Raw genomic sequence first — 13,019 nt, forward strand, 5'->3', positions numbered from 1 at the left:
TAATCTGCAGCCTAATAAAAGTTCTTCCCACCACAGACTGGTGCAAGTGCTTTCATCTGGTTGGGAGTATAGGAAGATGGGCACATGCCCATTTTTTTTTTGGTAAATCGTTTTTAGTGGTCCTGCGGGGCCGTGATCTGGAGAACTTGTTTGCAGCAGTTTGAATTAATCGCCAAGACAGTCAGTGGCCTGGGCTACGAACTCGTTGATGTCGAACGGGGCGAGCGCGGCATCCTGCGCGTGTATATCGATTTCACTGCAGCCGAGGCGGCCGAAAAAGGCCCGATTACGGTCGAGGACTGCGCCACCGTGAGTCACCAGCTGTCGCACGTATTGACTGTGGAAAACGTCAACTACGAGCGCCTGGAAATCTCTTCGCCGGGGCTCGACCGCCCGGTGCGTACCCTGGCCGATTTCGCGCGTTTCGCCGGTTGCGAATGCACCGTGAAGCTGCGCGTGGCCATGCCCGGCACGGCCGACCGCAAGACCTACACCGGTATCTTGCAGGCCCCGGAAGGCGAGAATATCGCATTGGAATTTGAAAGCAAGGATGGTCCGGCGCTGTTGGAGTTTACGCTCGCCGACTTGGATAAGGCCCGTTTGGTGCCGCAAGTGGATTTTAAGGGACGCAAAGCATGAGCCGCGAAGTTTTGTTATTGGTTGACGCGCTGGCGCGCGAAAAAAATGTCGATAAAGATGTGGTCTTCGGGGCGCTCGAATTCGCATTGGCGCAAGCCACGAAGAAGCGTTACGAGGGCGAAGTCGACATTCGCGTGTCCATCGACCGTGATTCGGGCGAGTTCGAGTCCTTCCGCCGCTGGCACGTCGTGCCCGACGAGGCTGGCCTGCAACTGCCGGACCAGGAAATCCTGCACTTCGAAGCCAAGGAAAACATCCCCGACATCGAAGTCGACGAATACATCGAAGAACCGATCGAGTCCGTCGAGTTCGGCCGCCGCTTCGCGCAAGACACCAAACAGGTGGTCCTGCAGCGTGTCCGCGACGCCGAGCGCGAACAGATCCTGGTCGACTTCCTGGAGCGTGGCGACTCGCTCGTGACCGGCACCATCAAGCGCATGGAACGCGGCGACGCGATCGTCGAATCGGGCAAGATCGAAGCACGCCTGCCACGCGACCAGATGATCCCGAAAGAGAATCTGCGCATCGGCGACCGCGTTCGTGCCTACATCCTGCGCATCGACCGCAATATGCGCGGCCCGCAGGTGATCCTGTCGCGTACCGCGCCGGAATTCATCATGAAGCTGTTCGAACTGGAAGTGCCGGAAATCGAACAAGGCTTGCTCGAAATTAAATCGGCAGCGCGCGACGCCGGCGTTCGCGCCAAGATCGCCGTGTATACGGCCGACAAGCGCATCGACCCGATCGGCACCTGCGTCGGCATGCGCGGTTCGCGCGTGCAGGCAGTGACCGGTGAACTGGGCGGCGAGCGCGTCGACATCGTGCTGTGGTCGGAAGATCCGGCCCAATTCGTCATCGGCGCCTTAGCGCCGGCGAATGTCTCGTCGATCATGGTCGACGAAGAAAAGCATGCGATGGACGTCGTGGTCGACGAGGAAAACCTGGCAATCGCGATCGGCCGCTCCGGCCAGAACGTGCGCCTGGCTGCCGAGCTGACCGGCTGGAAGATCAATATCATGACAGCGGAAGAGTCCGAGAATAAATCGGCTCAGGAAACCGCGGCAGTGCGCGCACTGTTCATGGAAAAACTCGACGTCGACCAGGAAGTGGCCGACATCCTGGTGGAAGAAGGATTCGCTAGCCTGGAAGAAATCGCGTATGTGCCGATTTCCGAGATGCTCGATATCGAATCCTTCGACGAAGATACCGTCAACGAACTGCGGACCCGTGCCCGTGATGCGCTGGTGACTGAAGCAATTGCTTCAGAAGAAGGCCTGGAAGGGATGGACGAGCAGCTGGTTAACCTGGAAGGCATGGACCGCAACACTGCGGGCAAGCTGGGCCTGGCCGGTATCAAGAACGTTGAGGCGTTCGCGGCGCTCGCGTACGACGAATTTGGCGCTATTTTGGCGCTGGCGTCGGACCGTGCACGTGATCTGATCAAGAATGAATTTAATGATGTGACCGACGACGAGATGAAGCTGGTCGACTCAAAGTATGACGACCGCGCCAAGGCGCTGCAGGCGAAAGCCTGGAGCCTGGCAGAAGTGGTCAAGGCTTAATTTGAGTAACCTTATCATCTGTCTCGACACAAAGAAAAGAGGACTGAATGGCGAGTAACAACGTAGCCCAATTTGCCACCGAACTGAAGATGCCTGCAGATTTGCTGCTGACGCAGCTGCGTTCTGCCGGCGTCGATAAAAGTTCGACGTCAGATCCATTGTCGAAAGATGATAAGGATAAGTTGTTGGATCACCTGCGCCGTACCCACGGCACGGCGACCGACACCGAGAAGAAGAAAATCACGCTGACGCGCAAAGAAACCACCGAGATCAAGCAGGCTGACGCCACTGGCAAGTCGCGCACGATCCAGGTCGAAGTACGCAAGAAGCGCACCTTCGTGCAGCGCGACGATCCGGCACCGGCGCCCGCGCCGGCACCGGTCGCGCCCGTTGCACCGGTGATCGACGCGGCCGAAGTGGCCCGTCGCGAGGAAGAAGCACGCCGTCAGCAAGAGCTGATTGCGCGCCAGGAAGCCGACCTGCGTGAAAAGCAGGAGCGCCTCGCCAAGCTCGACGCTGAAAAAGAAGCCCAGGCCAAGCAGGCCGAGACCGACGCTAAAAAAGAAGCAGATGCCGAAGCGAAGCGCGTAGCCGCTGCCGCCGCGGCGGCCGCTGCCGGCGCCGACCAGGCTGCCGCCGACGAAGCGAAGAAAGCTGCCGCCGACGAAGCCAAGAAAAAGGCTGCTGTCGCTGCACAAGAAGCTGCGGCCCGCGCCGAAGCGAACGACCGCGCCCGCAAGGCCGTGGCCGATGAAGTCGCGCAGATCAAGGCCATGATGAATGCGCCGCGTCGCGCGATCAAGGCGCCGGAACCCGTTCCGCCGCCGGTCGCCGCGATCAAGCCGAAGCCGCCTGAAGGCACCCTGCACAAGCCAGCCGACAAGAAGCCGGGCGACAAGCCAGGCGACAAGAAGCCGGTTACGGCGGACAAGAAGTCGATCAAGTCGGCCAATGTCTCCTCGACCTGGTCGGACGACGCGAAAAAACGCGGCGCGCCGGGCTCGATCAAGCCACGTGGCAACACCGGTTCGCCGGGTGGCCGCGACAGCTGGCGCGGTGGCGCCAAGGGCCGTCGTCCATCGCACAGCGATGACCGCGAAACCAATTTCCAGGCGCCGACCGAAGCGGTCATCAAGGACGTTCACGTTCCTGAGACCATCACGGTCGCCGAACTGGCGCACAAGATGTCGGTCAAGGCATCCGAAGTCATTAAACAGCTGATGAAGCTGGGCCAGATGTGCACCATTAACCAGGTGCTGGACCAGGAAACGGCGATGATTCTGGTCGAAGAGATGGGCCACAAGGCATTTGCGGCTGAACTCGACGATCCGGAAGCACTGCTGGCCGACCAGGGCGAACACGCCCACTTCGAAGCCGTCTCGCGCGCACCGGTGGTCACCGTCATGGGTCACGTCGACCATGGTAAGACCTCGTTGCTCGATTACATCCGTCGCGCCAAAGTGGCGTCGGGCGAAGCGGGCGGGATCACGCAGCACATCGGCGCTTACCACGTCGAAACGCCGCGCGGCATCATCACCTTCCTCGACACCCCGGGTCACGAAGCGTTTACGGCGATGCGTGCAAGGGGAGCGAAAGCGACTGACATCGTGATCCTGGTGGTTGCCGCCGACGATGGCGTGATGCCGCAGACGAAGGAAGCGATTGCTCACGCAAAAGCTGCCGGCGTACCGCTGGTGGTCGCGATCAACAAGATCGACAAGCCGGGCGCCAACCTGGACCGCGTCAAGCAGGAACTGGTTGCGGAACAAGTGGTGCCGGAAGAATACGGTGGCGAATCGCCATTCGTGCCGGTGTCGGCCAAGACCGGCGAAGGCATTGATGCCTTGCTGGAACAGGTTCTGCTGCAAGCCGAAGTACTGGAACTCAAAGCCCCGATCGACGCGCCAGCGCGTGGCCTGGTGGTCGAGGGACGTCTGGACAAGGGCCGTGGCCCTGTCGCGACGATCCTGGTGCAGTCCGGTACCTTGCGTCGCGGCGACGTGATCCTGGCTGGCTCCTCGTATGGCCGCGTGCGCGCCATGCTGGACGAAAACGGCAAGGCGATCAGCGAAGCTGGTCCGTCGATCCCGGTCGAAATCCAGGGCTTGACCGAAGTGCCGGTTGCCGGTGAAGAAGTCATGGTCATGGCCGACGAGCGTAAAGCGCGTGAAATTGGTCTGTTCCGTCAAGGTAAGTTCCGCGACGTCAAACTGGCCAAGCAGCAAGCTGCCAAGCTCGAGAACATGTTCGACAACATGGGCGAAGGCGAAGTCAAGAATCTGCCGGTCATCGTCAAGACCGACGTACAGGGTTCGCAGGAAGCGCTGGTCGGCTCGCTGCAAAAACTGTCGACTTCCGAAGTGCGCGTTCAGGTTGTTCACGCGGCGGTGGGTGGTATTACGGAGTCCGACGTCAATCTGGCGGTCGCATCGAAAGCGGTCATCATCGGCTTTAACACCCGTGCTGACGCCCAGGCGCGCAAGCTGGCCGAGTCGAACGGCGTGGACATTCGCTACTACAACATCATTTACGATGCGATCGACGAGATCAAAGCGGCCTTGTCGGGCATGCTGGCACCGGAGAAGCGCGAGCACATCACCGGCCAGGTCGAGATTCGCCAGGTTATCCTGGTCTCGAAAGTCGGCGCGATTGCCGGTTGCCTGGTCACCGATGGTGTGGTCAAGCGTTCGTCCTCGGTACGCCTGCTGCGCAACAATATTGTTGTGTGGACTGGCGAGATCGACTCGCTCAAGCGCTTCAAGGACGACGCGAAAGATGTCCGCGCCGGTCTGGAGTGCGGCCTGTCGCTCAAGAACTACAACGATATCGAAGTCGGCGACGTCCTCGAAGTGTTCGAAGTTCAAGAGATCGCCCGTACGCTGTAATCGTTGGATGCAGCACAGTGGGCGCCCTGGAAACGGGGCGCCTCCGGTGGCCGTCAGCCTGACGCTATTGCGGCCACCGTCCCACAAACCGTCATTCCCGCGCAGGCGGGAATCCAAGCCTTCACGCTGAGCGAAGGTACTTGGATTCCCGCCTGCGCGGGAATGACGGTTTTTAAGTTTGTGGTATTAGCCACTGACGCCCGCTGCGGCGCTTCGCTTTTCCACCCTACAAAATCATAAAGAGTAGTATACGACCATGGCTAAACACAGCAAAACCATTCCCGCCCGCGGCTTGCGCGTGGCCGACCAGATCCAGCGCGACCTGGCCGAAATCGTCGCGTACGGTCTGAAAGACCCGCGCATCGGCATGATCACCATCACCGAAGTCCAGATCACCCCCGACTACGCCCACGCCAAGGTGTTCTTCACCATGTTCAAGGACGACAAGGATGCGATCAAGAACACGGTCGACGGCCTCGGCGCCGCCGCCGGCTTCATCCGCAACCAGCTGGGCAAGCGCCTGCACATCCACACCTTGCCGATGCTGCACTTCGTGCACGACACCTCGACCTCGCGCGGCATGGAAATGTCGCTCCTGATCGACCAGGCCAACGCCACCCGTGCCGCCGACGCCGAGCCGGACCCGGTCCCAGAGGATGCGTCGCCTAGCGCCAACAAGCCGGACGCCGACTAAGCCAGCATGAAACAAGCCCATACCAAACGCGTGCGCGACCTGGTCGACGGCGTGCTGCTGCTCGACAAACCGGTCGGCCTGTCGTCCAACGACGCGCTGATCAAGGCCAAGCGCGTGCTCAACGCCAAGAAAGCCGGCCACACCGGCACGCTCGACCCGTTCGCCACCGGTTTATTGCCGCTGTGCTTCGGCGAAGCGACCAAATTCTCGCAAGACTTGCTCGAAGCCGACAAGAGCTACGAGACCACGGTTCACCTGGGCATCACCACTACCACCGGCGACACCGAAGGCGAAGCGATCGACATGCGCGATGTCGACGTCACCCTGGCCCAGATCGAAGCGGTGCTGCCGCAGTTTCGCGGCCCCATCATGCAAGTGCCGCCGATGTACTCGGCGCTCAAGCGCGACGGCAAGGCCTATTACGAATACGCGCGCGAAGGCATCACGCTCGAACGCGAAGCGCGCCCGGTCACCATCCTCAAGCTCGAACTGATCTCGTTCGAGACGCCGCTGCTGAAGCTGGCGGTTACTTGCAGCAAGGGGACCTATATCCGCGTGCTGGGCGAAGACATCGGCCACGCGCTCGGTTGCGGCGCGCACCTGATCGAACTGCGCCGCACGCAGGTCGGCACCCTGACCATCGACGGCATGGTGACCCTGGAAGCCCTGCAGGCGCACGAGGCGCCGCTGACCCTGCTGGCCCCGGTCGATGCCTTGCTCTCGAGTTTTCCCGCGGTGCAATTGACCGAGGAACTGGCCAGGCGCTTCCTGCAAGGCCAGCGCCTGGCGCTCGGCAAGGAAGAGGGACTGGTTTTGCCGGACACCCTGGGCCGGGTGCGGGTGTATCACGACACCCGCCTGCTGGGCACGGCGAACTTGCAGGAATACGCGATCCTGGCGCCCGAACGCCTGATCGCCGCCGCGCACGCGTAATGCCGCCCACGCCTTTCCACCTGGGGTGGGGCGCGGCGCGGGCGGGCAGCATCAGTTGTTGAGGGCCATGACGTCGCCCTCTGCATTGAACCAGACATGCCCGCTGCCGAGCATGATGCCCTTGTAATTGGCGAACATATTGTGCGGCACGGCGTTCAAGATGGCCTCCCGGTAGGCTTTGCTGAACACGGCATCGTAATTGGCCAGCAGGTCCGCCGGGCTGCGCAAGGTCGTCTTGCGCCCTTTGATCCTCACCGACACCGGGTAATGCACGCTGCCGGCCACAAGCTGCCTGTTCCCATCCTTTACCGCTTGCCAGAAGCGGGTCGCGCCTTGATGGATGCGTTCGTCGTTTTCCGCCCCGGCAATGCGATAGCGGTGACTCAATTCTCCCGACGTTTCGTTTTCCAGTTCTACATAAACGCGCATGCCACCAGCCGCGCCGCGCTTGCGCCAAGTGCCGAGCAAGGTCTGGCAGCCGGCGTTCCCGCTGAGGTCGAAGCTGGCGCTCACCTCACCTTTCTGGTCGAGCTCTTCAAGTTCGATCATCAAGTGACCGTCGACCGTGCCGCGCAGCGCGATATTCTTGCGTTGACTGGCATAATAATAGTCGCCCGTGACCGACTTCCCTGCAAATTTGAGGCTGATGGCAACCTTGTATTTGTCGTCGATCTGGCCTCTATAATTAAGGATGGTATCGCTTCCCGGGGCGCAGGCGCCATGGGCGCTGGCGGGCAAGCCAACGAGCAGAGCGGCAAGTAAAACGATGGCGTTTCTATTAAAAACAGGCATGGCGATGATGGCTTTTGGCGAAAAAGTTTTGTTGGAACTGAACTATTACACGGATAACCGCGCTTAGGATGCCGTTCACCCCCTTTCATCTGGGCCCGGGTGCGGCGATGAAGGCCATCGGCGGGCGTCATTTCAGCTTCATGGTGTTCGGCGGCGCGCAAGTGCTGATGGACCTGGAGCCGCTGGTGCGCCTGATTGCCGCCAGCAGCATCGTGCATGGCCCCACGCACAGCGTACCGGGCGCGCTGCTGATCGGCGCCGTGGCCGCGCTGACCGGCAAACCGGTCAGCGAGTTCGTGCTGCGGCTGCTGCGCATTCCGCATCAACGGATCAGCTGGCTCGCCTCCTGCATGGGCGCCTTTCTCGGCACGTTTTCGCATGTCGTGCTCGACGCCATCATGCACAGCGACACCGAGCCCTGGTGGCCCTTATCGAGCGCCAACCCTTTCCTCGGGCTGGTGTCGGTGCGCGCGCTGCACCTGGCCTGCCTGCTGGGGGTGGCGCTATGGCTGGTGGTGGACACCTGGCGCCAGTTCAGGAAGCGCCGCAACGGTGGCGCCGCCGATCACCAGTGATAGGTCAGCGCCGTGAACACGGCGACGTTGTGCGGACTGTCGGTCAGCGGGCTGTCGGCCGCGCTGCCCATCAGGCGCGAGACGTTCACGCCGCTGCTCAGCGCATACTTGGTGCTCAGGTCCACATTCCAGCGTAGCGTCAGGTCGATATTCTTGATCCCGGCCCTGGCCTGGTAGGCCTGCCTGCGGCTGCGCGCCGCCTGTTCCGCTGAAATCCCGAAAGACGATTGCATGAAGCCCTTGTTGACCAGGTTCATGCCCAGGTTCGCATTGAGCGACTGGTGCGTCGAGAGCCGCATGCCGTAGCTGGCGCCCAGGTTCAGGCGCACGCCGCTGCGCTCGTCGCCGCCCCCGTACATCACGCTCGAATGCAGCCCGATGTTGTGCGCCCACTGATAATGCGCAAACGCCCCTACCTCGATGCCCAGACGCAGCTTGTCTTCGCGGTCGTCGGCGCGGCGCGAGCGCGTGCCGTAGCTGAGCACGGGGCCGAACTTGAGCATCGGATCTTCCGACAGTTGCATGCCGAGCTCGCCCGGTTCGGCGAAGATGCCGTTGCTCCACTGCGCCGATATGCTTGGCAGCACGATTGCCTTCATCGCGCTGCGGCCCTCGCTGACCGGCACCAGCGCCGCAATCAGGCTCAGGTCGACGTCGGTGGTGCCTTCCGGCATCTGGGTGGTGGGCGACTGCGCCGCCGCAGGCAGGCCGATGGCGGCCAGCAGGGTGAGGGCGGCGACACTGGCGCGGTAACGCGCCGGGCTTGGGATGGTCATGGTTTCCTGTCGGAGTGGGTGGTCAGATGTAGCCAAGTTCGAGCCCGCGCAGCACCGCGCGCACGCGGTCGCGCACAAGGAGCTTGGCGAGGATGTTCGAGACGTGGTTCTTGATGGTGCCTTCGCTCGGCCCGAGCGCGGCGCCGATTTCGGCGTTGTTCAAGCCGGCCGCCATCAGCGCCAGGATTTCGGTCTCGCGCGCGGTCAGGCGCGCGCCGCCGCAGGCCGGCAGCGCCAGGCCGCTGGCCTGTTCGTAGGCGGCGCGGGTGCGTTCGGTCAGGCCCGGGCGGAACAGGGTGGCGCCGGCGGCGACGCTGCGGATGCCGTCGGCCAGCCGTTCGAGCGAAATATCCTTGAGCAGAAAGCCGCGTGCGCCGGCGCGCATGCCGTCGAACAGCGCTTCGTCATCGTCGAAGGTAGTCAGGAGAATGGTCGGCGGCAGCAAACCCTGTTGCCTGCGCAGCAGTTCGATGCCCGAACACTGCGGCATGCGCACGTCCAGCAGCAGCACATCGGCCTGCGCCTGCGCGATCACGCCCACCGCTTCATCGCCATTGGCCGCTTCGGCCACCACCCGGATATCTTGCGTCAGGTCGAGCAGGCCGCGAATGCCGCTCCTGACCAGCATCTGGTCGTCCACCAGCACGATGCGGATCGGGATCATGCCGCCGCTCCCGCTTGCGTTCCCGCTTGCGTTCCCGCTTGCGTTCCCGCTTGCGGCAGGCGGATGTTGAGCGCAAAGCCATGCGGCGCGCCGTTGGCGGCCAGCAGCGTGCCGCCCAATTGGTCCAGCCGTTCGCGCATGCCGCGCAAGCCATTGCCTTCGGCCGCGCCACCGCTGCCACGGCCGTCGTCGGCGATGTCGAGCACCAGGACGCCTTTGGCGTCGCGCCGCAGGGCGATTGTCATGGCCGCCGCGCCCGCGTGGCGGATGGCGTTGCTGATCGCTTCCTGCACCGCGCAAAACACGGCATGGGCGACCGCTGCCGAATCGATCCCGAGCCGCTCGCCGATGTCGAGCGCGATACGCGGGGCCGGAATGCCGGCGCACAGCGTCTGCAGCGCCAGGCGCACGTCGATATCGCATCCGCCGCGTTCGCTGCTCACCAGCAGGCGCACGTCGGCCAGCAGGGTGGCGGCCAGGGTGCTGGCAGTGGCCAGCGACGGCGGGGCGGCGGCCCCGGCCTGGCGGCTGGCCAGGTCCAGGTGCAGCTTGAGCGCGGTGAGGTGGTGGCCGGCCATGTCGTGCAGGTCGCGCGCCAGGCGCATGCGCTCGCTGGCGCGCACCGCTTCGGTCAGCAGCGCCTGGGTTGCCTGCAGTTCGGCATGCGCTGCGGCTAACGCCACGCGCGCGCGCCGTTCGCGCAGGGCCACCAGCACCAGCGCCGTGACGATGCACATGATCACCGCTTCGGCGGCCGCGAGCGTGCAGGCCATGACAAAACGTCCATCGGACATGCGCAGCGCCACAATCGTCAGCAAGGCCACAGCCGATGCCAGGACGATCGCCCCCGCCAGCCAGCGCATGGCGTCGCGCAGCGGGAGTGTGCCGAGCTGGGCGGTGAAGACATAAATCAGGCCCATGTCGCCGACCACGGCCAGGCACAATTGCAGCGCCAGCGCCGCCGGCGAGCGCAGCACGGCGGGCCAGGCCGTTCCGCTGGCCCGCAGCCAGGCCAGCGCGGCAAAACCGATGGCGCAGCCGGTCCGCAGAAGGCGCAGCAACAGGGCGGTCAGTTCGATGCGGTCGGTGCCGGCGACGAGGGCCGATGGCGCGCTCGTGAAGCGGGCCGCCACGCTGCGGGCCAGGTACCCGCCCACGCTATGGAAAGAGTCGGCATCGGGCGGGTAGATCCATAGCAGAGCGCAGCCCGGTCCCGCCACCAGCAGGCAGGCCAGGGGCCATACGGCACGCGGGAAAAGCTGATCGAATCGGAATATCATCATGGCGCCTGTATGCGCCGGGAGCGCTTGCTGTCAAGGCTGCAATTTTACGTGACGGCGGGTGGCGCCGGTCAGTGCCGGAAGTCATGCGCCATCTCTACCTTCCGGCACATGGCGCCAGCGCGGCCCTGCACTAGAATGACGGTCCCGCCTTCTGTATTGCCGCTCATGAAAACGCTGACGAAATTGCTCTTGCTTGCCGCTTGCCTGCCTGCCCTCGCACCGGCCGCCGCGCCTGTTGCCGATACTGATACGATCACCACCGTGGAAGTGAACGCGCAGCGCGACCCGGAATGGATCGGCTACCGGCGCGCCTACAAGGCCGCTGCCTTCTTCGGCCCGTTCGTGCGCACGCGGCCACTGATCCAGGCGCATCTGCAAGTGCGCCCGCTGCGCCCCGACCTGCCGCTCGACGGCCTGCGCCTGTCGGTGGCCGGCGCGCGCACCCGCTTCGAGGTGCCGGTCGACGCCATGGGACGGGCGGTGCTGCCGATGGAAAAGCAGGCCTACGAGGATGACGCGGTGATCACCCTGAACCGGCAAAAGGGCAACTATTACTTCAGCGGGCGCTACAGCATCCGCGAGCGCGACGACGGCCTGTACGACGCCAGCCTGTTGCGCGAAGCCTGTGAGCAATTGCTGGCGGCGCAGCGCGCCTCGGGTTACCGCATGCGCTTGCTGGGCAAGCAGTGCGCCGGCGTGACGATCGTGTATCCGGCCGGATCAACGCCCGAGGTCGCGCTGGAAAGCGGCGCGGAAGCGCCGCGCGCGCTCGCGCCGCAGGCCGCGCATCCGTTCGAAGATGGCTCGATGGGCCTGTACCAGGTGGTCACGGTGCGCTTTGCCGACCTGCCGGCCGGGGCCAGGGTGAACGCCGTGACGCGTCCGCTGGCGATCGGCACGGTGTACGAATAGGCGGACAGGCGCTTAGCCGATGGTCTGCACCACCACCCCGTTGGCATCCCTGATCAGGGTCTTCTTGACCGACCACGCGACTTGCGCCAGGCCAGCCAGGTGGTAGTCGCCTTCGCGCGGCGCCAGGGTCGACGCGAAGGCGGCCAGCGTGGCGGGGCGCATGAAGACGGTCAGCGTCTGGTCTTCCAGCACCGCGTCGTCGATCTCGGCAAGCTCGAACACCAGTTGCCAGTCGCTGCCGGCCAGGGTCAACGCGTGCCCGAACGGCAGCCGCAGGGGGAGCAGGGCCAGCAGATCGGCAACCTGGCGCGCGCCCAGCGTGACCTGGAGCGCCGCGCCGCCGCCGCCGCGCGCCAGTTCGGCTACCTCGAGCACATCGGTGAAGATGTGGCCGGTCGAAGAACCGTCGCGCGCCATGCCGGCCGCCACTGCCGCGCCGACATCGGGCAGATCAAGAAGGCTGGCGCGCTCGAGGTCGGTGATCCACAGCGGCATGTGCGGCAGCAGGGCGTCGAGCAATTTCCTTGGCGCCCAGCGGGTTGCCGCGCGCTCTTCCTCGAGCGTCAGGCCGACGATCTGCACGAATTCGACGCGGCCATTGACGCTGTCGATGGCCGGTAGCTGCGGGTCGCTGGCAAAGGCCATCGAGCAGATCCGGGTGGGCGTATCGAGCGCGATCGGGCCGTTGGCGGTCATCCAGTGACCGTCCCGGAAGACATTGCCGGTGCGGAAAACGTAGCGTGCCAGGTTTTGCAGGAAATCGAAGGCCCACGACGGCGCTTCGGTCTCGCCCGGCAGCGCGCGCAGGCGGAAAGTCAGTTCCAGGCCATAGCCGCTGTGGTCCGGGTCCTCGGACTCCTTGCCGTACAGTTCGGACAGGCCATAGCTGACGTAGTGCCAGTGCGGCACTCCCTCTGTGCTGTGGTAGACGCTGATGCCGTCCAGCGGATCGCCGCCGCCCAACATCGCCGAGCGCACCGGCGCCGCGTGGCGTGGCTCCTGGCCGGGATACAGCTGCGCCAGGCTGGCGTTGATGGCGTCCCAGCCACTGGTGTCGCTATCGTTGTCCGCTTGATCGTTCATCATGATTTCCAATTTATCAAGACAGGCGATTATGCTGCGCCGGGGCGGGTGTGGCAATCGCGGCGCTTGTCATGCCGCGGACACGAAAAGCCGTCACAATTGCACCGGGCCGGTGCGTGTCTGTGGTGAAAAAAGCAGCAAGCCATTGAAATTGCAGGGCTTTTCAATTTGATGCTGCGCAATACGCCGGTTTAGCGTGCTATACTAGTCGGTTCCTGATT

12 protein-coding genes are annotated in these 13,019 nt (G+C 63.7%); 7 read left to right on the forward strand and 5 right to left on the reverse strand.

The annotated features are described in order from the left end of the window. The first annotated feature begins 150 nt into the window (after nucleotides 1-150). The 5 genes from rimP to truB all read left to right on the forward strand — a co-directional run bounded on the left by rimP (nucleotide 151) and on the right by truB (nucleotide 6,713). Nucleotides 151-639 carry a ribosome maturation factor RimP gene (gene rimP, locus F2P46_RS23945; RefSeq protein WP_166894919.1) on the forward strand — a complete coding sequence of 163 codons (489 nt, stop codon included), beginning with the start codon at nucleotides 151-153 and terminating at the stop codon, nucleotides 637-639. Continuing rightward, nucleotides 636-2,201 carry a transcription termination factor NusA gene (nusA, locus tag F2P46_RS23950; RefSeq protein WP_166894921.1) on the forward strand — a complete coding sequence of 522 codons (1,566 nt, stop codon included), beginning with the start codon at nucleotides 636-638 and terminating at the stop codon, nucleotides 2,199-2,201. The genes rimP and nusA overlap by 4 nt, the downstream gene beginning before the upstream one ends. Before the next feature lie 47 nt (nucleotides 2,202-2,248). Continuing rightward, complete coding sequence (gene infB / locus F2P46_RS23955; protein ID WP_166894923.1) at nucleotides 2,249-5,086, forward strand: translation initiation factor IF-2; 2,838 nt, start codon at nucleotides 2,249-2,251, stop codon at nucleotides 5,084-5,086. 256 nt (nucleotides 5,087-5,342) lie between these two features. Further along, nucleotides 5,343-5,780: a 30S ribosome-binding factor RbfA gene (gene rbfA / locus F2P46_RS23960; protein WP_166894924.1), complete on the forward strand. Its 438-nt coding sequence runs from the start codon at nucleotides 5,343-5,345 to the stop codon at nucleotides 5,778-5,780. Between the two features lie 6 nt (nucleotides 5,781-5,786). Continuing rightward, nucleotides 5,787-6,713, forward strand: coding sequence for a tRNA pseudouridine(55) synthase TruB (truB, locus tag F2P46_RS23965; protein ID WP_166894926.1), 927 nt, complete (start codon nucleotides 5,787-5,789; stop codon nucleotides 6,711-6,713). A gap of 51 nt (nucleotides 6,714-6,764) precedes the next feature. Here the strand turns inward: truB and F2P46_RS23970 are convergent, their stop codons facing one another. Next, complete coding sequence (locus F2P46_RS23970) at nucleotides 6,765-7,505, reverse strand: hypothetical protein (RefSeq protein ID WP_166894928.1); 741 nt, start codon at nucleotides 7,503-7,505, stop codon at nucleotides 6,765-6,767. A 68-nt stretch (nucleotides 7,506-7,573) separates the two neighbouring features. Between F2P46_RS23970 and F2P46_RS23975 the strand changes: the two genes are divergently transcribed. Then, entirely contained in the window at nucleotides 7,574-8,080 is a 507-nt protein-coding gene (locus tag F2P46_RS23975) for a metal-dependent hydrolase (RefSeq protein ID WP_166894930.1), read from the forward strand. Here the strand turns inward: F2P46_RS23975 and F2P46_RS23980 are convergent. The 3 genes from F2P46_RS23980 to F2P46_RS23990 are packed head-to-tail and all read right to left on the reverse strand — an operon-like array spanning nucleotide 8,071 to nucleotide 10,803. Then, complete coding sequence (locus tag F2P46_RS23980; RefSeq protein WP_166894932.1) at nucleotides 8,071-8,856, reverse strand: MipA/OmpV family protein; 786 nt, start codon at nucleotides 8,854-8,856, stop codon at nucleotides 8,071-8,073. The two genes, F2P46_RS23975 and F2P46_RS23980, sit on opposite strands and share 10 nt — an antisense overlap. Before the next feature lie 22 nt (nucleotides 8,857-8,878). Further along, a complete protein-coding gene (locus F2P46_RS23985) occupies nucleotides 8,879-9,520 on the reverse strand; it encodes a response regulator transcription factor (RefSeq protein WP_166894934.1) in 642 nt (213 codons plus the stop codon). Next, nucleotides 9,517-10,803 (reverse strand): histidine kinase, encoded by a 1,287-nt coding sequence (locus F2P46_RS23990; protein WP_166894936.1) that lies wholly within the window; start codon nucleotides 10,801-10,803, stop codon nucleotides 9,517-9,519. Before F2P46_RS23990 ends, F2P46_RS23985 begins: the two co-directional genes overlap by 4 nt. Nucleotides 10,804-10,968: 165 nt before the next feature. Here F2P46_RS23990 and F2P46_RS23995 point away from each other — a divergent pair, with 165 nt between their 5' ends. After that, nucleotides 10,969-11,715 carry a hypothetical protein gene (locus tag F2P46_RS23995; RefSeq protein WP_166894938.1) on the forward strand — a complete coding sequence of 249 codons (747 nt, stop codon included), beginning with the start codon at nucleotides 10,969-10,971 and terminating at the stop codon, nucleotides 11,713-11,715. A 12-nt stretch (nucleotides 11,716-11,727) separates the two neighbouring features. Here F2P46_RS23995 and F2P46_RS24000 read toward each other — a convergent pair whose 3' ends face one another. Then, nucleotides 11,728-12,798 carry a suppressor of fused domain protein gene (locus F2P46_RS24000; protein WP_166894940.1) on the reverse strand — a complete coding sequence of 357 codons (1,071 nt, stop codon included), beginning with the start codon at nucleotides 12,796-12,798 and terminating at the stop codon, nucleotides 11,728-11,730. Nucleotides 12,799-13,019: the final 221 nt, after the last annotated feature.

The sequence above is a fragment of the Massilia sp. CCM 8734 genome (assembly GCF_011682155.1).
Classification (GTDB): Bacteria; Pseudomonadota; Gammaproteobacteria; order Burkholderiales; family Burkholderiaceae_D; genus Telluria_A; species Telluria_A rubra.

Excerpts from the sequence above, each read along its gene's own strand:
- nusA (WP_166894921.1), top strand. The coding sequence starts at position 636 with ATGAGCCGCGAAGTTTTGTTATTGGTTGACGCGCTGGCGCGCGAAAAA.
- infB (WP_166894923.1), top strand. The coding sequence starts at position 2,249 with ATGGCGAGTAACAACGTAGCCCAATTTGCCACCGAACTGAAGATGCCT.
- rbfA (WP_166894924.1), top strand. The coding sequence starts at position 5,343 with ATGGCTAAACACAGCAAAACCATTCCCGCCCGCGGCTTGCGCGTGGCC.
- truB (WP_166894926.1), top strand. The coding sequence starts at position 5,787 with ATGAAACAAGCCCATACCAAACGCGTGCGCGACCTGGTCGACGGCGTG.
- F2P46_RS23970 (WP_166894928.1), bottom strand. The coding sequence starts at position 7,505 with ATGCCTGTTTTTAATAGAAACGCCATCGTTTTACTTGCCGCTCTGCTC.
- F2P46_RS23975 (WP_166894930.1), top strand. The coding sequence starts at position 7,574 with ATGCCGTTCACCCCCTTTCATCTGGGCCCGGGTGCGGCGATGAAGGCC.
- F2P46_RS23980 (WP_166894932.1), bottom strand. The coding sequence starts at position 8,856 with ATGACCATCCCAAGCCCGGCGCGTTACCGCGCCAGTGTCGCCGCCCTC.
- F2P46_RS23985 (WP_166894934.1), bottom strand. The coding sequence starts at position 9,520 with ATGATCCCGATCCGCATCGTGCTGGTGGACGACCAGATGCTGGTCAGG.
- F2P46_RS23990 (WP_166894936.1), bottom strand. The coding sequence starts at position 10,803 with ATGATGATATTCCGATTCGATCAGCTTTTCCCGCGTGCCGTATGGCCC.
- F2P46_RS23995 (WP_166894938.1), top strand. The coding sequence starts at position 10,969 with ATGAAAACGCTGACGAAATTGCTCTTGCTTGCCGCTTGCCTGCCTGCC.
- F2P46_RS24000 (WP_166894940.1), bottom strand. The coding sequence starts at position 12,798 with ATGAACGATCAAGCGGACAACGATAGCGACACCAGTGGCTGGGACGCC.